This is a genomic window from Blastococcus sp. TF02A-30 (assembly GCF_003319185.1).
Classification (GTDB): domain Bacteria; phylum Actinomycetota; class Actinomycetes; order Mycobacteriales; family Geodermatophilaceae; genus Blastococcus.
The window spans coordinates 24,173-42,398 of the sequence record NZ_QOHJ01000011.1; the positions used below are offsets into that span (position 1 = coordinate 24,173).

Below are 18,226 nucleotides of genomic sequence, written 5' to 3' on the forward strand. Positions count from 1 at the left end.
TCCGTCGACCGGCACGAACTCTATTGCAAAGAGCTCGCAACAAGCCGCGCGGGGCGTCGGCGGTCGGGTCAGCTGCCGGCCCGGCGGACGGCGGCGCAGAACGCGCGGGCCGCCGCGAGCGTCTCCTCGAGCGGGGCCAGCACCGAGGTCCGGGCGACGTCGGCCACCCGGGCGGTGAGCCGCTCCCGCGCCCGCCTCCCCCGGCGGCGGGCGCCCGCGCGCACGAGCGGCCGGGCGAGGACCGCCAGGAGCAACCCCGCCAGCAGCCCGGCCACGAGGAGGAGCGTCGGCACGGGGAAGCCCTCCACCCGGGGCAGCGGGACGACGTCGTCGAGCTGCAGCCAGCCCAGGACGACGAGCCCGAGCAGCCACACCGCGCCGACGAGCGCGGCGAGCAGGAACAGCCACTGCAGCCCACCCACGGCCCGCTGCCACAGCGGCACCCGCGCCGGGCCGAGATCGGCACCCGTCACGGCCCGGTCCAGCCGGTCGGGGAGCTCCGCCTCGGCGTGCTCGGCGGTCCGCCGCAGCTCGTCGCGCCAGGCCTGCGGCAGCCCGTCGGCGGCGTCGGTGCGCGCCTGGCGGAGGGCGGCGGCCATCGCGGCCTGCTGCACCGCACCCGCCACCGGGAGCGAGGAGCGGGCGCGCTCGTCGCCCAGGTGCAGCCGGTCGAGCGGATCGGGGCGCACCCGGCGCACCCAGCGCAGCAGCGGCCAGCCGGTGCGCGCGACCCCGTCCCGGACGGCCGACCGCTCGACCGCGGCGACCACCACCGGGACACCCGCCGCGTCGGCCAGCGCGCCAGCGAGCCGGTCCTCGTCCGCGCGCCCGGCCGCGGTGCCGGCGTCGCCGTCGGGGCAGTGCGCCGCGAGCGCCCCGGCCGCGGCGCGCACGTCGGCGGTCAGCCGCTCCGTGGCCGCGCGGCGGGCGCCCACCCGCCGGGCCAGCGCCGCGCGCAGCTCGGGGAGACCGGCGCCGGTGCGGGCCGACGTCGCCACGACCGGCGTCGACGCCAGGCCCTCCTCGTCGAGCAGCCGGCGCAGGTCGGACAGGCAGGCCTGCGCCGCCGGCTCGTCGAGCCGGTCCACCTGGTTGAGGACGACGACGAGCACCCCGGCGTGGCCGGCCAGGGGCACGAGGTAGCGGGAGTGCACGGCGGCGTCGGCGTACTTCTGCGGGTCGAGTACCCAGACCAGGACGTCGACCAGCTCCACCAGCCGGTCGACCTCCAGCCGGTGCTCCAGCCGGACGCTGTCGTGGTCGGGCAGGTCGAGCAGCACGAGGCCGTCGAGCGCTCGATCGGAGTCGGCGACCCGGTGCCGGCGGGGGACCTCCAGCCAGTCGAGCAGCCGGTCGGCGCCGTCGTCGGCGGCTCCCCAGACGGACGCGTGCGCGACGCCGGTGGTGGGACGGCGGACCCCCGGAGTGCTGACCTCCGCCCCGGACAGGGCGTTGAACAGCGTCGACTTCCCGCTGCCGGTCGCCCCGGCGAGCGCCACGACGGTGGCGTCGCCGAGCGCCTCCCGGGCGCCGGCCTTGGCCAGCAGCGCGCGGGCGCGGCCGACCTCGGGCACCTCCAGCCGGTCCTCGGCGAGCTCGACCGCCTCGCGGAGGGCGGCCAGCCGCTCGCCCAGGGGGAGCCCGTCGCGGTCGCGGCGCCTCACCGCTGCCCCGCCCGGGCGGCGGCCAGCCCGGCCGCCGCCTCGCGCAGCGCCCCGAGGGTGCCCTCCGGCGGGGCCGCGGCGTCGACCAGGGCGTCGAACCGGCCGCGCTCGTAGGTGAGCAGATCGTCTGCGCGCCGCTCGAGGTCCTGGCGGGCACGGGCGGCCAGCGACCGCACCGCGGCGTCGCCGAACACCGCCTCGAGCACCCGCTGACCCAGCGCCGTCGTCCCGCCCGCGACAGCGATCTCGCCGCCGGTGAGACCGCCGGTCGAGGCGAAGACGGCGACCATCACGACCGCCCCGGCGCCGTTGACCCCCCAGGACAGCGTCCGGGCCCGGGTGCGCTTCCCGGCACCCTCGCTGCGGACCAGGTCCAGCACGGCGCTTTGCCAGTCGCGCACCTGCGCCGCAGCGCCGAGCCGGAAGTCCGGGGAGGCGTCCTCGAGGTCCTCGTCGGCCGCGGCGAGCAGCGCCGGGCCGCCCGGGGTCGCCTGCCAGGCCTGCACGGTGCGCTCCGCCGCGGCCTCCGCGGCGTCGCGCAGCAGCACCTCGACCCCGGACTCGAGCGCCTGCTGCAGCCCGTCGCCCGCCGTCGGCCGCCCGGTCAGCGCGGTGGTGACCCGGTCACGCAGCCGGCTCACGTGCCCCTGGAGCGAGCGCATCCACTCCCCCGTGCCGACGAACTCCTGCCACCGGGCCAGCACCTCGCCGCGCAGCAGGCTGCCGTTGCCCACGCCCTCGGCGACCTCCGCGCAGGACCGCGCGTAGGCCGCGTCCGCGGCGTCCCGCAGCGCGTCGGCCGCGGCCGCCTGGCGGGCCACCGCCTCGGCCACCGCTGCCACCCGCGCGTCGAGGCTGTCGAGCGCGCCGGCCAGGGTCTGCCGGACCACCGCGGCGCGCTGCTCCTGGTCGGCGGCGAGCTCGTGCAGCCAGGACCGCAGGGGGCCGACCTGGTCGTCCGGGAGCAGGCCGTCGGCGAGCGGCCGCTCCTCGACGACGAAGAGACGGGCACCGGCCAGCCCCGCGGTGCGCAGCATCCCGGCGAGGTCGTCGGCGATCTCGCGCGCGGCCTCGGGCGGCACCCGGTCGAGGACCACGGCCAACGCGGTGCCGCGCTCCTGCGCGGTGCGGAGCAGGTCCCAGGGCACGGCGTCCGCGTACCGCGCAGCGGTGGTCACGAAGACCCAGAGGTCGGCGGCGGCCAGCAGCTGCCCGGCCAGCTCGCGGTTGCTCTCCACCACCGAGTCGACGTCGGGAGCGTCGAGCAGCGCCAGCCCGGCCGGCAGCGCGTGGCTGACCACGAGCCGGAGGCCGCTGGTCGCCATCCCCTCCCCGGTGGTGCGGGCCAGCCCGGGCAGCACCCGGTCGCCGGCGAAGGCGTCCCGGTCGTCCGGTGCGCAGACCAGCACCGGCGCGCGGGTGGTCGGGCGCAGCACCCCGGCCGTGGTCACGTGCGCGCCGAGCAGGCTGTTGACCAGCGTCGACTTGCCGGCGCCGGTCGAGCCGCCGACGACGGTCAGCAGCGGCGCGTCCAGGTCGCGCAGCCGCGGCAGCAGGTAGTCGTCGACCTGGTCGACGACGGCGTCCGCCGTCCGCCGTGCCTCGTCCCGGCCGGGGACGTCGAGGTGCAGGGGTGCTGCGGCGAGCCGGTCGCGCAGCGCCTGCAACGCGTCCGGCAGCCGGGGCGCGGGAGTGCTCACGGCCGGCTCAGCGGCCCAGCGCCCGGGCCGCCTTCCGCACCCCGAGCACCGCCGCACCGGCCGCGGCCAGCCACGGACCGGCGACGACCACCGGGTCGAGCACGTGGTGGCGGGCGTCCGAGCGGCCGCGGCGGGAACGCAGCCCGCCCCGGGTGAGCTCGGTGCGCAGCCCGGTCGCCGGCACGTCGGGCCGGGCGGAGGCGAAGGAGCGCAGGTGGTGCTCGGCGGCGTCGATCCGGTCGCCCGCCACGAGCAGCAGCCAGTGCGCCAGCCGGCCCTCGCTGAACCGGGCGTAGGCGAACTTCCGGACCACCCCGGACAGCCCCTTCGGCGGCTGGGCGGTGCCGAAGACGGGGGTGACGAAGGCGTGCTCGATGGACCGCTCGCGCGGCCACTTCTCCGGCTGACGCTCCGGGAAGTCCCAGTGCGCCCCGGTGTCGGCGGGGTACTGGAGCTTCGGGTAGGACGGCCGGTCCGCCGGGTTCAGGTCGACACCCCACCCGGGGATCCGGGCCCGGAGCTCGTCGCGGCTCGGCGTCGGGGTCCGCTTGTCCCGGACGTAGGCGCTGGGGATCGCGGGATCGGTCATGTCGGGCTCCTCGTCAGGCCGCGCTGGGCAGGATCAGCGGCTTGATGCAGCCGTCCAGCTTGCTGGAGAACACGTGGTAGGCCTCGGGGATCTCCTCCAGCGGGAACCGGTGGGTGATCATCTGCCGCGGGGTGAGGTGGCCGTTGCGCACGTGCTCGAACATCCGCGGCCACTGCCGCTTCACCGGCGTCTGGTTCATCCGCAGGGTCAGCCCCTTGTTCAGCGCGTCACCGAACTTCACCGCGTTCGGGATGGGCCCGTAGGCGCCGACCACCGAGACGGTGCCGCCCTTCCGGACGCCGTCGATCGCCCAGTTCAGCGCCGTGGCCGAGCCGCCCTGCAGCTTCAGCTTCGGTCCGGCGAGCTGCTGGGTGACGTTGCCGTCGGCCTCGGCGCCCACCGCCTCGATGACGACGTCGGCACCCAGGTAGTCGGTCTGCTTCTTCAGCTCGACGACGACGTCGTCGTGCTCGTCGTAGTCCAGCGTCTCCGCGTAGGCCATCGTGCGGGCCTTCTCCAGCCGCTCCTGCAGGTGGTCGACGACGATCACCCGGCCGGCGCCCATCAGCCAGGCGGACTGCGCGGCGACCAGGCCGACGGGTCCGGCACCGAGGACCACGACCGTGTCGCCCTCGGCGATCTCGCCGAGCTGCGCGCCGAAGTAGCCGGTGGCCGCCGCGTCGGTGAGCAGGACCGCGTCCTCGTCGTGCATCCAATCGGGGATCTTCACCGGCCCTACGTCGGCGAAGGGGACCCGCACGTACTCGGACTGGCCGCCGTCGTAGCCACCGGTGGTGTGCGAGTAGCCGTAGATGCCGCCGACCGCCGTCGCGTTCGGGTTGACGTTGTGGCAGTTGGAGTAGAGGCCACGGGCGCAGAACCAGCACGACCCGCAGAAGATGTTGAAGGGCACCATGACCCGGTCCCCCACCTGCAGGTTCTGCACCGAGGACCCGACCTGCTCCACCACGCCGATGAACTCGTGGCCGAACGTGTGCCCGACGCGGGTGTCCGGCATCATCCCGTGGTAGAGGTGCAGGTCGGAGCCGCAGATGGCGGCCAGGGTGACCCGCACGATCGCGTCGTTGGGGTGCTCGACGACCGGCATCGGCTTGTCCTCGACGCGGATCTTGTAGGGGCCGCGGTAGACCATCGCGCGCACGCGGAGCTCCTTGTCGTCCTGCGCCTCCGAGCGGCGCCGCCGGCCCCGACCCTGCCCGGCACGCTCCCGGCCGAAACCGGCGCTCAGCGCAGGCGCTGCGGCAGACCGGCCGTCACCAGCCACACCCGCTGCGCGTCCCCCCCCACCCGGGCGTTGAGGACGCCGAGCTCGTCGCGGAAGCGGCGTCCCGACGGGGTGGCCGGCACGACACCGCTGCCGACCTCGTTGCTCACGGCCACGACCCGGCGGCGGGTGCCGGCCCAGGCCGTCACGAGGCCGTCGACCGCGGCGGCCAGCCGCCGGTCGGCACCCGGCTCCCCCGCCCAGACGCCGACGGCGTCCATGGTCCCGGCCAGCCAGGTGGTCAGGCAGTCCACGAGGACCGGCGGGCCGGGCCGCCCGAGGACGGCGGCCAGGTCGAGCGTCTCGACCGTGCGCCAGGACGCCGGCCGCCGGGCGCGGTGCAGCGCGACCCGGGCGGCCCACTCGGGGTCGTCGTCCCCGGGCGGCAGCCCGCAGGCGACGTAGTCGACGCTGCGCTCCCGCGCGAGCAGCCGCTCGGCGTAGGTGGACTTCCCGGAACGGGCCCCACCGAGCACGAGCACACGACGGGGACGGCGGAGCTGCACGGTCCGCAGTCTGCCGGGGCGGGGGGACGCGGCAGGTGACCGGCGCGGCCGGTCAGCCCGGCCCGGCCGCCGGCGTACGCCGTTCGACCAGCTCGTACAGCTGGCCGTCGGGTGCGGTGAAGTGCACGTAGCGCTCGCGCTCGTTGCCCGACACGGACGGGTCGACGGCGACGCCGGATCGGACGAGTTCGGCCACGGCGGCGTCCAGGTCGTCGACCAGGAAGCCCAGGCTCCGCTGCGTCGGGCCCATGCCCTCGGGCGAGGCGATCGCGAACGACGACCCGTCCGGCAGGTCGAAGAGGTCGGCCTCCACGCCCTCGACGGGCGCCGGACGCATCCCGAGCACCTCCTGGGCGAAGACCCGCATCTCGGCTCGCGCGCTGGTCGCCGTTCCGGCGAACACGATCCCGCGGATGTCCACCCGGCACCTCCTGGCAGTGGTCGGTCCGGCCACACTATCCGCCCCCGCCTTAATGAGAATGATTCCCGTTCCTATATGGTCCTCGACACCTACCGGAACCACCCGAGGAGCTGCACCATGCGTCCCGCCCCCGCCCTCCGCGTCGCCGCGCTCAGCGCGGCGCTGCCGCTCGCCCTGGCGACCGGCTGCGCCTCCACCGACGGCGAAGCCGCCGCGGCGCCCACCAGCGAGGCCCCCGCCTCCGCCGAGCCGACCGAGGTGGCGGCCGGCGCGCCACGCCTGGCGCTCACCTACGACGGCGGCATCCAGGTGCTCGACGCGACCACGCTCGAGGTCCTCGCCGACGAGCCGCTCGACGGCTTCAACCGGCTCAACCCCGTCGGCGACGGCCGGCACTTCCTGGTCTCGACGCAGGGCGGGTTCCAGCTGCTCGACGGCGGCGCCTGGGCCGAGCCGCACGGTGACCACGCGCACTACTACACCGCCGACCCCCGGCTGACCGACGTCGTCTTCGCGGCGGAGAAGCCCGGCCACGTCGTCGCGCACGCCGGCCGGACCGTGCTGTTCGACGACGGCACCGGCGCCGTCACCGCCTTCGACAGCGCGCACGTCGCCGACGAGGACGTCGAGCTGCGCGAGCTGTCCACGCCCGAGGCCCACCACGGCGTGGCCGTCGAGCTGGAGGACGGCACGATGCTGGTCTCCGACGGCGACGAGGAGTCGCGCTCCGGCGTCCGCATCCTGGACGCCGACGGCGAGGAGATCGCGGCCCGCGACGACTGCCCCAACGTGCACGGCGAGACCGTCGCCGCGGACGACGCCATCGTCATCGGCTGCCAGGACGGCGCGGTGCTCTACCGCGACGGGGAGCTGACCAAGATCCAGAGCCCGGACGCGTACGGCCGGATCGGCAACCAGTTCGGCACGGACGGGTCCCCGATCGTCCTCGGTGACTACGAGCGCAGCGCCGAGGACCGCTCCAGCACCGTGGCGCTGATCGACACCACGACCGCCGAGCTGCGGTTGGTCGACCTCCCCGCGCCGTACTGGTACCGCTCCTTCGCCCGCGGCGCCGAGGGCGAGGCACTGGTCCTCACCTACGACGGGTCCCTGCAGGTCATCGACCCGGTCTCCGGCGCGATCACGCGCTCCATCCCGGTGACCGGCCAGTGGGAGGAGTCCGACGACTGGCAGGACCCGCACCCGCAGGTGTTCGTCGTCGACGGCATCGCCTACGTTGCCGAGCCGGCCACCCAGGAGATCCACGCCGTGGACGTCGCCGGCGGCACGGTGTGGAAGTCCGCCTCCCTCGACGTGACCCCCAACGAGCTGTCCGGCGTCTCGGGCGACGTCGAGCACGGCGCCGAGCACGACCACGAGGGCGAGCACGACGAGTGAGCCGCCCGTCCGCACTGGGGACCGTGGCCCTGGCCTGCTGCCTCGCGTGCGGGCTCGCCGGCTGCGCCGGCACCGCGGGAGCTGACGACGACGGTCGCGTCGACGTCGTCGTCAGCTCCTACCCGCTGGAGTACGTCGCCGAGGAGATCGGCGGCGAGCACGTCGACGTCGCGAACCTGACCCCACCGGGCGGTGACACGCACGGGCTCGAGCCGAGCCCGCAGGACGTCGCCACCCTGGGCGAGGCCGACGTCGTCGTGCACGTGACCGGGGGGCTGCAGGCGGCCGTCGACGAGGTGGTCGAGCAGCAGCAGCCCGAGCACCTGGTGGACGCCGCACCGCTGGCCGACCTCCCAGGGGATCCGCACTTCTGGCTCGACCCGCTCCGGATGGCCGCGCTCGGGCGGGACCTGGCCGACGAGCTGGGTGAGATCGACCCGGAGCGAGCCGGCGAGTACGCGGCCAACGCCGACCGGCTGGAGGAGTCGCTGGCGGCGCTCGACACCCGGTTCGCCGAGGAGCTCGCCCCGTGCCGCGGGGCGACGCTGGTCGCCTCGCACGAGGCGTTCGGCTACCTCGCCGACCGCTACGGGCTGCACCAGGTGGGCGTCGCCGGTCTCGACCCGCACGTCGAGGTCTCCCCCGCGCGGCTGCGCCGGGCCGCCGCGGAGGTCCGGGACACCGGCGCGCGCACGGTGTTCTTCGAGCAGGCGGCCGGGGACGACGTGGCCCGGGCGCTCGCGGACGAGCTGGGTCTGGCCACCGACGTGCTGCACCCGATCGAACGGGTGGCCGAGGGCGACAGCTATCCCGAGCTGATGGAGGCCAACCTCGCCGCCCTGCGCGCCGGCCTGGCCTGCGCCGCCTGAGCACCCACGACGGCCCCGATCGGCGCGACTGCCGGTCGGGGCCGTCGCGGGTGCTGCCGGTGGAGCCCCGTCCGGGAACGACGAAGGCCCTCGACTGGAGAGGTCGAGGGCCCTGCGGGGAGCTCCCCCGATTGGACTCGAACCAATAACCCTGCGATTTGATCTTGAGGCGATTGCTCGCGTTGGCACGCGTTGAACACGCAGGTCAGATACGGTGCGGAGCGTTGGCTGCGACGGTTGCGAGCGACTGGTTGCGAGAGTATTGGGTGCCTAAAGAGTGCCTGTCACAGTGGCTCGCCGGCAGCTTCGATCACCGGGTCCGGCGCCTCGGTGGGCCGCCGAAGATCCACTCTTCGCCACTGACTTCACCCCTTCCTCGACGGGTGTCCCACCGGGGCAGCGTGACACCCCGCGCGGCTGACATCCCGTCGTCGCGATCGAGACAGAAGCAGAGTTCCTCGTAGCCACTCCCCCACGGACCAACGAAACCCCACGACGCGACACGACTCGCCTCGACCGGAGCTTCGCTAGACATCTGATCCATCGCCGCCGGACCCGACTTTTCGGCGGGGTGTCACCAAACGGCTCCGAAAAGCGCCTTCTCCCGGTGAGAGCAACTACTCACCAGCGGAGCAGGGATGTGCGGTCAGCCGAGACGACGGACGGCGGCAGCCCCTGCGCTGGCACCGTCCCACGTCTCCCCTGCTTGCTGCGGCGTGCTGCAGGACCTCGTCGACTGCTACAGCGGCGACACCCACCGTCTGCTCACCGACCTGGCCGACGTCATCGGCGCCAGCATCGCCTACGTCGACCGGCCCACCGTCGAAGCGCACCTCGAGCGGCCCCTGTCCGACCGGGAGTGGGCCGTCACCGCCCAGCAGTTCACGGCCATGGCCTTCGACGACCACGTCGGAGACGCCGGCAGCCTGCGCACCGACTGGATCGAGGACGTCCTGGGCAGGGCCGGCGTACCCGGTCGTGGCCACACCGGTCAGCCCGTCGCCGCATCTCCATTGGCCGGGGCATGAGCGCCACCCGTACCTGCCCGGCCTGCGGCTACAGCAGCACGTACGCCAGCGACGCCCTCGCCGACCTTCACCACGCGCGCCATTCCTGTGCGAAGCACCAGCGGGCCACCGAGCGAACACGTCGCCGTGTCCAGCGCGCTCAGAGCCGGGTGAGGCGGGACTGCACCCATCCGCGTGCTCGGCATGTGCACGGAACCCGTGCCGCCTATGTCAAGGACCGCTGCCGATGCACCGACTGCACCGCCGCCAACACCGCGTCCGGCCGTGCCGTGCACCGCGCGCAGACCTTCGGCCGCTGGCGGCCGTTCGTGGACGCGGCCCCGGTGCGCGAGCACCTCCGCGCGCTACGGGCCGCCGGCATCGGCGTCGAGCAGATCGCCATGCTCGCCGGCCTCTCCACCAACCACGTCCGCGAGCTGGCCAACCCCGGGCGCGACGGCAACCCAGGCATCCGGCGGGTCCGGCCCGAGACCGCCCACCAGGTCTTACGCGTTCGCGTCGACGAGGCCAATCGTGCACCGCGCAGTCACGTCGGCGCCACGGGCACTCGTCGCCGGCTGCAGGCCCTGATCGCCATCGGATGGCCCCACGACGAGCTGGCCGCCAGGCTCGGCCGAAACTCAGCTGGTCTCCGACGCAGCATGCTCAGCGACGCCGTCACCGCGCGAACCGCCCAGGACGTCACCGCCCTCTACGAACAGCTGTGGAACCTCCGCCCACCACACTCCACCGACGACCAGCGCGCCGCCGCCGACGCCGCCCGCGCCTTCGCCGCCGAACGCGGCTGGCTGCCACCTCTGGCCTGGGACGACATCGACACCGACCCAGAGCCTCAACACCACGCTCGGCGCGTAGAGAAGGACGACGACCTCGACGAGATCGCCATCGAGCGCGCCCTCGCTGGCGACGGCGTCCGCCTCGAGCACCTGACCCTCGCTGAGCAGGACGAAGTCGTCCGGCGCCTCACCGAACGCGGCGAGTCCATCCGCGACATCGCCCGGCAGCTTGCCACCACCAAACGAACCATTTCCCGCCGGCGCGCATCCATCAACGCCGCGTGATCATGTGCGGCACGGCGTCGTTGAGGGGCAGCGCCGGCACGGCCGCCGCCCTGTACGGCACGCCATGAACTCCGGCGACCGGGTGGCGGACAGTCAGCCCGGCAGGAGAACAGCGAGCCAGACGCCCGACCAGATGCCGAGAAGCAGGGACGCGACGGCGGCCGTATGGAGAACGACGACCGGCTCGAGCACGACACGCTGCACCGTTCCCGCGGAGGTGCCCGGCCCCGTCCCCCGGGCAGCCGCCGTCGTGCTTTCGCTGGCGGCGACTCCCGTAGCGGCGGGAGCGATCCAGCGCAAATAGTAGAAGAGGCTCGCTACCGTGTTGATGGCTGCTACGACCACCAACCAAGCAAGCCCGCCATCCCAGGCCGCCGCGAAAACGGCGAGCTTGCCGACGAAGACCGCCGTGGGTGGAGTGCCGACGAGGCCGAGCAGGCAGACGACGAGGCTGACGACGAGCCATCGGTGGCGTCCGACCGCGGTCGCCCAGTCGGTGATCGTCCGGGCCACCGGGACCGCCGCGACGGCGGCGAAGGCGCCGATGTTGGTCACCGCGTAGCCGGCCAGGTAGATCGCCAGGGCCGGAACGGCGAGATCGGTGCGCGCGGCGACGGCGACGACCATGAAGAGGTAGCCGACCTGGCTGACCGTGGAGTAGGCCAGCAGGCGGAGTACGTCGGTCTGGTTGAAGGCGGCCAGGTTGCCCAGGGTCATGCTGGCCGCGGCGATGACGGCGACCAGGAGTGGCACGTCGAGCGGGACGTCGGCGAAGGGCTCGGCGAGCAGCCGGAAGGCCGCTGCCACCGCGCCGATCTTCGGGATCGTGGTGATGTAGGCGGCCATCGGCGGAGTGGTGCCGGCCGTGACGTCGGGAACCCAGAAGTGCACCGGGACGGCACCGGCCTTGAAGGCGACCCCGGCGAGCACGCCGAGGACGCCCACCGCGAGCAGCGCCGGCGATGCCTCCGGGAGCTGCGCGGCGAGGTCGGGGTATCCGGTTGTACCGGCGGCGAGCACAAGGGCGGCGACGCCGACCAGCATCAGCACGCCCACGAAGGCGCCCATCAGGTAGTACTTCATCGTCGCCTCGACACCTGCGGGGTCCTTGGCGAAGCCGGCCAGCGCGTACAGCGGGACGCTGGCCAGCAGATACGCGGCGACGAGCAGCAGCAGATCGCCGCTGGCGGCCAGCGCAATGCTGCCGAGCCCGCCGAGCAGCATGAGGACGTAGGCCTCGGTCTCCCGCGGATGTCCGGCCAGCGAGGCCGATGCCAGCCAGACCAGGACAGTCACACCGAGCGCGACCACGATCCGGACGACGCCGGTGGTGGTGTCAACGACCCAGGTGCCCTCAAACACCCGCTCCGCCGGCTCGGACAGCGCGACAGCAGCGGCGATCGCACTGGCCAGGCAGGCGGCGGTGACCAGGAGCCGGACCCGCCACTGCCGGTGCTGCGGGGTCCAGAGGCCCAGCAGCAGGCCGCCGACGGCGCCGAGGAGCAGGAGCAGTTCGGGGAGCAGGGCGAGCACCCGCTCCCCGCCGCCGGACATGCCGGTCACCGGCCCACCAGCTCCACCACCGCCATGGCGGCCGGCTCGAGCACGTCCAGCAGGGCACGCGGGAGCAGGCCCAGTACCAGCGCGAGTACGAGGAGCGGGACAACCGATGCCACCTCGTGACCGCGCAGGTCCTGCATCCGGGTCGCTGTCCGCGGCTGGACGGCGGTCGCCGTCGTGCCGTCCGCACGGTCCGGACGCGGCCCCTCCGCCGGCTTGTCGGGGTCTGTCTCGGATGGGACGACGGTGTCGCCGGTGAAGAGCCGCTGCAGGGCCAGCAAGAAAAGTCCGGCGGTCACGAGAATGCCGACGACGGCGATCACCGTGGCCACCGGCGCGGCCTGAAGCGCACCGGTGAACACCTGAAACTCGGCGATGAACCCGGAGAAGCCGGGCAGCCCCAGGGAGCCGAACGCGGCGACCGCGAAGCAGGCGGCGAAGACCGGCGCCGGCCGGGCCAGTCCACCCCACCGGTCGAAGGCGTAGGTGCGTCCACGGGACCACAGGACGCCGCTGAGCAGGAAGAGCGCGCCGGTGAGCAGGCCGTGGCTGACCATCTGGTACATCGCCCCGACCGTGGCCACGGTCCGTGCCCCCTCGTCGGCGGAGGCGACCAGGCCGGCTGCGCCCAGTCCGAGCAGCACGTAGCCCATGTGGTTGACCGAGGTGTAGGCGATCATCCGCTTGACGTCGGTCTGGGCCAGCGCCACGAACGCGCCCCAGAGCACGCTGATCACCCCGACGACGGCGGCGACCATGGCCCACCGCTGCCAGGCGTCGGGGAGGATCGGCATGGCGATCCGCACGAACCCGTAGGTGCCGAGTTTGAGCAAGATCCCGGCGAGGACGGCGGACCCGGCGGCCGGTGCGTCGGTGTGCGCGTCGGGCAGCCAGGTGTGGAACGGGAACAGCGGCGTCTTCACCGCCAGCCCCAGACCGATCGCCAGCAGGACCAGCCCTCCGGCGACCGGGGAGTCCGCGAGCGGCGGGTTCGCCGCCAGCGCCACCATGTCGAAGGTGCGCTCCTCGCTGCCGAGGAACAGCCCGATGAAGCCGACGAGCAGCGCGAGTGACCCGATGAAGGTGTAGAGGAAGAACTTCAGCGCGCTGCGCCGGGCGTTGCCGTGACCCCAGCCGGCGATGACGAAGTACATCCCGACGATGGACAGGTCGAAGAAGACGAAGAACAGGATCAGGTCGAGCGAGGCGAACGTGCCCATGCACGCGGTCTGGAGGAAGAGGAACAGCGCGGCGTAGGTGTGCGGCCGGTCCGGTTCGCGGAGTGAGTAGATGGCGCAGGCCAGGAACAGCACCCCGGTCAGGGCCAGCAGCGGCAGGGAGAGCCCGTCGACGCCGACGTGGTAGCCGGCGTCGACGGTGGGGATCCACTGCAGGTCGGCCTCGTACGCCAGGCCGTCGACGACGCCCGAGGCGCCCTCCCCTGGCTCGAAGCCCCACCACATCCAGCCGACCAGCGCCAGGTCGACGGCGGAGGCAGCCACCCACACCCCGATCGCCGCGCGACCGGGGACCCTCGGGACTGCCAGCAGCACACCAGCAGCCAGCAACGGCAGGAAGATCACGACGGTCAGCAGCACGACTACCTCACCACGAGCAGGAGGACGAGCAGGAACCCCAGACCGACGACGGCCTGGGCGTAGTACTGGTGCAGCAGCCCCGTCTGCGGACGGCGAGCAGCGCCCCCCGCGTGGCGGAACGCCCGCGCCATGCCGCGGACGGCGCCGTCCACCACGTCGGTGTCGATGCGCGCGGAGCCGGCCGCGGTGCGGCGGGTCGCTGCGGCGACGCCGGACACCGCGCCGCCCAGGACGCCGTCGTCCGCCCGGGATGCCATGCCGGCGAGCCGACGGGCGCCGAGGGCCACCCCCACGACCGCCCGGTCGATCACCCTGTCGTCCACGGTGGCCAGCGCCCGGGCTAGCGCCATCGCCGGTCGTGGCGAGAGCAGCCGTCCCAGCCCGGCCCACGACGCAAGCGGCCCCCGGGAGAGCTGCTCCGTGACGGCAGGGCGGGCCCGGACCACGGCGACGGTCAGCCCCAGGGCCACCAGCGCGAGCGCCCCGGAGAGCAGCAGCTCCCCCAGCCCCGGGGACGGCTCCCCTCCCACATCCAGGACCGCCTTGAGTTGCTCTGCCACGGCCGGCAGCGCGAGCACACCCAGCCCGGCGGCGAACACGGCCAGCACGCCGGCCACGACCGTGGTCAGGGCCGGGACGCGCCGGGTGCCCGGCTCCTCCTCGTCGAACGCCTCGTCCCCCGCCGGCCTGGCGAGGACGACGGCCAGGATCCGACCGGCGTAGACCGCCGAGACCGCGGCGGCGGCGAGGCCGACGATGTTCAGCGCGGTCCCGTCGACACCGGCGAGTACCTCGTCCTTGGTGGCCCACAGCGATAGCGGCGGCACGCCGGCCAGCGCGAGGGCGGCGACGGTGGCCGCTGCCCCGATCCCCGGATACCGACGGGCGGCGCCACGCAGGCCGGCCAGCTGCTTGGTGCCCAGCGCGGTGAGCCAGGCCCCGGCGGCGACGAACAGGCCGGCCTTGACCGCGGCGTGCGCGACCAGCTGGGCGGTGCCGCCAGCGGTGGCACCCACCCCGGCGGCGAGGACGACGAAGCCGATCTGCGCGGCGGTGCTGGCCGCGAGCAACTGCTTGAAGTCGGTCTGCGCCACGGCCACCGCACCCAGGACCAGCGCGGTCATCGCCCCGGCCCACGCCGCCGCCGTCGCGGCCCAGCCGGTCGCGGCGAAGAGCGGCTGCATCCGGATCAGCAGGTAGCCGCCGGCGGCCACCATCGTCGCCGAGTGCAGCAGCGCGCTCACCGGGCTCGGTCCCTGCATCGCCGCCGACAGCCATCCGGAGAAGGGCAGCTGCGCGGACTTGCCGAGTGCGGCGACCAGCAGGCCGGCGGCGGCCACGTCCGCCCAGCCGCCGCCCGCAGTGTCCAGGTCTGCCAGCACCAGGCTTCCGGGCGCGGCCAGTGCCGCCCCGGCGGCGACGTACAGGCCGAGGTCACCGGCCCGGGTGGTCACGAACGCCCGGGTGCCGGCGGCCAGCTTGCCCGGCTCGTCCCAGTGGTAGCCGATGAGCGCGTAGGAGGTCGCGCCCATCACCTCCCAGGCCAGCAGCAGCGCGGGCAGGGTGGCCGCGGTGACCGTGGCCAGCATGGCCGCGACGAACAGCAGCAGGTAGCCGAAGAACCGCCCCCGAGCGGCATCCGCCGGCAGGTCCACGACGGCGAACACGGTGACCAGCAAGGCGATGCCGGCCACCAGGACGACGAGCACGGCGGAGAGCCCGTCGACGACGAGGCGCAGATCCCCGCCCTCGACGATCCCGAGGAACGGCATGGAGACGCTCGGTCGGGCAGCCGCCACCAGGATGGCGAGGACGATGGCGACGCCGGTGGCACCAACGGCGACCGGACCGGCGGCGCGGTCGGCCCGCCGACCGGTAGCCAGCAGCCCCGCGCCAGTCAGGGCGGGAAGCAGCGCCAGGGCGCCGAGGACGGCGCTCATCCGCGCAGGTCCGACGCCATGTCGATCATGTCGAGCTGTCGAGCTCGGTAGAAGGCGACGGTGACGGCGAAGCCCATGGCCATCTCCACCGCCATGACCACCAGGGCGACGACGACCAGCACCTGGGCGTCGGGCAGCTCCGGCGCGAGGAAGTACCAGGCCGCTCCCCCGGCCAGCAGCACACCATTGAGGACGAGTTCGAGGCCCATCATCACCATGACGATCGTCTGCTGGGACAACGCCCCGAACAGCCCGACACCGATCAGGCCGGCGGCGACGGTCAGCACGATCTGCAGCACCAGCTCGGCGGTCATCGGCGCAGTCCCCCGGACACCGGGTCATCCGGGCGCTGCGAATCCAGCCGCGGGCCGAAACGGTCGTAGCGGCCGCGCGCGGTGGCCAGGACGGTGCCGGCCAGGATCGTGGCGAACAGCCCGATGCCGATCACCAGCATGACGAGCATGTGGCTGCCCATGATCGCCTCACCGAGCTGGCGGGTGCTGTCAGCCGGGCGGGAGGTGTCCCGGGTCGGCCAGTCGATCGTCCAGATGCCGACGACGAGGACGACGAACGCACCCGCACCCGTCACGGCCGAGCCCTTGGCGTTGTGCACCATCGTCATCGGCATAAGCCCGGCCGGGTTCATCATGAACATGATCATGAAGACGGCCATGATCGCCATCTCGATCGTCATCATCAGCGCGGTCACGACGGCCAGGTAGACCAGGTCGAGGGCGAGCAGGATGCCCGCCACGGCGAGGAACGACGCCAGCAGGGCGAAGGTCGCCCGTGCCATCGAGTCGACGACGAAGACGGCGACCCCCGCGGCGACCGACAGGACCCCTAGGACGGCGACGGCCGTGATTGCCCAGCCGGAGAGATCGCTCAGCATCGGCTCCTCCTCACGCGTAGAACCCGTTCAGGACGAGGACGGCGACGACCAACGCCTGCAGCAGCGTCAGCGGGACGAGGACCATCCAGCCGACCTCCACCGTGCGGTCGGGCCGCAGCACCGGCATCCGTCGTCCCACCCAAACCAAAGCAGCGACGACGGCCAGCGTCTTCAGCAGGTGCCACAGTGGGCCGGGCAACCAGGGGCCGGAGTCGCCCCCGAGGAACAGCGCCGCCGCCATGGCCGCGCTCGCGCCGAGGAAGACGGCACGACCGGCCTCCACCAGCAGCCGGTCCACCCCGGACAGTTCCGAGGTGACGCCGCCGGCGATGTCGGCTGCGGCGGGTGCGGCGAACGGCCCCCAGAAGGCGAAGGCCGCGGCGCTGGCCACGAAGATCACGAAGGCGACCGGCATCGTGACCACGAACCACAGGCCCTCCTGCGCGGCCACGACGTCCGTCGTGCGCAGTGAGCCGGCCGCCAGGCCAGCCGTGATGAGCGCGAACATCAGCGGCAGCTCGTAGGCCAAGCCCTGGGCGAGGAATCGGTATCCACCGGTCAGCGCATGGACGGCGTTCGGGCCCCAGCCGACCAGCCACACCGCCGCCCACAGCAGTGCCTCCATGGCGTTGAACCACACGAGATCGGCGCTGGTCGACCACAGGGTCCGGCCAGCCACGGGTACCACCGCCAGAGACAGCAGCGCCAGTGTCGGCACAGCGACGCAGCCGATCCGCCACAGCAGCCGATCCGCCGCCAGCGTCGTCCGCCGCTGCTCGACCAGCAGACGCGCGCTCGAGCGGATCGGCTCGACAGCGGCCCCCGATGCGCCGAAGACGACGACGCGGTCGACCACCGCCACCACGAGACCGAGGACAAGTCCCAGCCCCACGACCCCGAGGACCGCCGGGGCCAGCCCCCACGCCTCCGCCAGAGTCCGCTCAGGCATGCAGGTGCTCCGGAGCCGACACCGCGGACACGGGGCTGAGGTCGAGGCTGGCCACGAGGAGCCGGGCGCTCCCGACTTCCGCGCCCTCCACCAGAGCCGCGACCTCGTCCAGTGACATCGCGGGCAAGTCCTCGACCGGCTGCCCCGACGCCATGTCGCACCAACGCCTGACCCGGTCCAGGGCGTCTCCCCCGGACCCGCGCCTCCCAATGCCCCCGGCCGTCCACGCCAAGGTCCGCGAACGGCTCACCCGCCGCGCCACGGCCTTAGCGAGCCGTTGCGCCTCATCTCGATCGGCCCCTTCGGCTACCCCGTCCCGGGCGCGGCGCGCGTCTCGGGCGGCGGTCGGCCAGCCGGCCACGTCCAGGAAGCGGGCGAGCCGGTCGAGTGCGGCCCCCTGGGAGTCGGACTGCTGTTGAGCGGCTGGGAGGATGCCGGCGTCGAGCCAGGTCAGCTCTGCAGAAGTGAGGACGTCACCCTGCAGCTCCGCCCGCAGGACCAGCCCCGTCGGCCAACCCGGCAGCACTGGCCCGAGCGCCACCTTGAGGACATCGAGTTCGAGGCCGTCCCGATCGGGGCCTGTCATGGCCATGGGCAGCCCGGCGACCTCACCACCGTGGTGCATTCCGTGGTCCATGCCCTCGTGACCACCACCGCCGTGGTCCATGCCCTCGTGACCACCACCGCCGTGGTCCATGCCCTCGTGACCACCACCGCCGTGGTCCATGCCCTCGTGACCACCACCGCCGTGGTCCATGCCCTCGTG

Annotated in this window: 17 protein-coding genes; 4 read left to right on the forward strand and 13 right to left on the reverse strand. The window is 73.8% G+C overall.

Annotation, left to right across the window (positions count from 1 at the left end):
* Positions 1-68: 68 nt before the first annotated feature.
* From DQ241_RS19915 to DQ241_RS19940, 6 genes are all read right to left on the reverse strand, one after another.
* Positions 69-1,664 carry a GTPase gene (locus DQ241_RS19915; protein ID WP_113831959.1) on the reverse strand — a complete coding sequence of 532 codons (1,596 nt, stop codon included), beginning with the start codon at positions 1,662-1,664 and terminating at the stop codon, positions 69-71.
* A complete protein-coding gene (locus DQ241_RS19920) occupies positions 1,661-3,364 on the reverse strand; it encodes an ABC transporter (protein WP_113831960.1) in 1,704 nt (567 codons plus the stop codon). Before DQ241_RS19920 ends, DQ241_RS19915 begins: the two co-directional genes overlap by 4 nt.
* Positions 3,365-3,371: 7 nt before the next feature.
* Complete coding sequence (locus DQ241_RS19925; protein ID WP_113831961.1) at positions 3,372-3,953, reverse strand: hypothetical protein; 582 nt, start codon at positions 3,951-3,953, stop codon at positions 3,372-3,374.
* Positions 3,954-3,966: 13 nt separating this feature from the next.
* Complete coding sequence (locus DQ241_RS19930) at positions 3,967-5,106, reverse strand: zinc-dependent alcohol dehydrogenase (RefSeq protein WP_233492594.1); 1,140 nt, start codon at positions 5,104-5,106, stop codon at positions 3,967-3,969.
* A gap of 92 nt (positions 5,107-5,198) precedes the next feature.
* A complete protein-coding gene (locus DQ241_RS19935; protein WP_233492592.1) occupies positions 5,199-5,744 on the reverse strand; it encodes a bifunctional adenosylcobinamide kinase/adenosylcobinamide-phosphate guanylyltransferase in 546 nt (181 codons plus the stop codon).
* 52 nt (positions 5,745-5,796) lie between these two features.
* Positions 5,797-6,165 (reverse strand): VOC family protein, encoded by a 369-nt coding sequence (locus DQ241_RS19940; RefSeq protein WP_113831963.1) that lies wholly within the window; start codon positions 6,163-6,165, stop codon positions 5,797-5,799.
* A gap of 117 nt (positions 6,166-6,282) precedes the next feature.
* On the opposite strand from DQ241_RS19940, the gene aztD reads away from it, so the two are divergent.
* The 4 genes from aztD to DQ241_RS19960 all read left to right on the forward strand — a co-directional run bounded on the left by aztD (position 6,283) and on the right by DQ241_RS19960 (position 10,521).
* Positions 6,283-7,563, forward strand: coding sequence for a zinc metallochaperone AztD (gene aztD, locus DQ241_RS19945; RefSeq protein WP_113831964.1), 1,281 nt, complete (start codon positions 6,283-6,285; stop codon positions 7,561-7,563).
* Positions 7,560-8,432 carry a metal ABC transporter substrate-binding protein gene (locus DQ241_RS19950; protein WP_113831965.1) on the forward strand — a complete coding sequence of 291 codons (873 nt, stop codon included), beginning with the start codon at positions 7,560-7,562 and terminating at the stop codon, positions 8,430-8,432. The genes aztD and DQ241_RS19950 overlap by 4 nt, the downstream gene beginning before the upstream one ends.
* 716 nt (positions 8,433-9,148) lie before the next feature.
* Positions 9,149-9,460: a hypothetical protein gene (locus DQ241_RS19955; protein WP_113831966.1), complete on the forward strand. Its 312-nt coding sequence runs from the start codon at positions 9,149-9,151 to the stop codon at positions 9,458-9,460.
* Positions 9,457-10,521 (forward strand): helix-turn-helix domain-containing protein, encoded by a 1,065-nt coding sequence (locus DQ241_RS19960; protein ID WP_113831968.1) that lies wholly within the window; start codon positions 9,457-9,459, stop codon positions 10,519-10,521. Before DQ241_RS19955 ends, DQ241_RS19960 begins: the two co-directional genes overlap by 4 nt.
* Before the next feature lie 93 nt (positions 10,522-10,614).
* Here the strand turns inward: DQ241_RS19960 and DQ241_RS19965 are convergent, their stop codons facing one another.
* Genes DQ241_RS19965 through DQ241_RS20725 form a run of 7 tightly spaced genes read right to left on the reverse strand, consistent with a single transcriptional unit; the run spans position 10,615 to position 18,097 of the window.
* Positions 10,615-12,075 carry an NADH-quinone oxidoreductase subunit N gene (locus DQ241_RS19965; protein WP_113831988.1) on the reverse strand — a complete coding sequence of 487 codons (1,461 nt, stop codon included), beginning with the start codon at positions 12,073-12,075 and terminating at the stop codon, positions 10,615-10,617.
* A gap of 5 nt (positions 12,076-12,080) precedes the next feature.
* A complete protein-coding gene (locus DQ241_RS19970) occupies positions 12,081-13,679 on the reverse strand; it encodes a NuoM family protein (protein WP_199522329.1) in 1,599 nt (532 codons plus the stop codon).
* Positions 13,680-13,681: 2 nt separating this feature from the next.
* Positions 13,682-15,619, reverse strand: coding sequence for a proton-conducting transporter membrane subunit (locus DQ241_RS19975; RefSeq protein ID WP_113831970.1), 1,938 nt, complete (start codon positions 15,617-15,619; stop codon positions 13,682-13,684).
* A complete protein-coding gene (locus DQ241_RS19980; protein ID WP_113800564.1) occupies positions 15,616-15,933 on the reverse strand; it encodes an NADH-quinone oxidoreductase subunit K in 318 nt (105 codons plus the stop codon). Before DQ241_RS19980 ends, DQ241_RS19975 begins: the two co-directional genes overlap by 4 nt.
* On the reverse strand, positions 15,930-16,511 hold the full coding sequence (locus tag DQ241_RS19985) for an NADH-quinone oxidoreductase subunit J (RefSeq protein WP_113831972.1): 582 nt from the start codon (positions 16,509-16,511) through the stop codon (positions 15,930-15,932). Before DQ241_RS19985 ends, DQ241_RS19980 begins: the two co-directional genes overlap by 4 nt.
* 10 nt (positions 16,512-16,521) lie before the next feature.
* Positions 16,522-17,460: an NADH-quinone oxidoreductase subunit H gene (locus DQ241_RS19990; protein WP_113831974.1), complete on the reverse strand. Its 939-nt coding sequence runs from the start codon at positions 17,458-17,460 to the stop codon at positions 16,522-16,524.
* Positions 17,453-18,097, reverse strand: coding sequence for a hypothetical protein (locus tag DQ241_RS20725; protein WP_233492593.1), 645 nt, complete (start codon positions 18,095-18,097; stop codon positions 17,453-17,455). The genes DQ241_RS19990 and DQ241_RS20725 overlap by 8 nt, the downstream gene beginning before the upstream one ends.
* Positions 18,098-18,226: the final 129 nt, after the last annotated feature.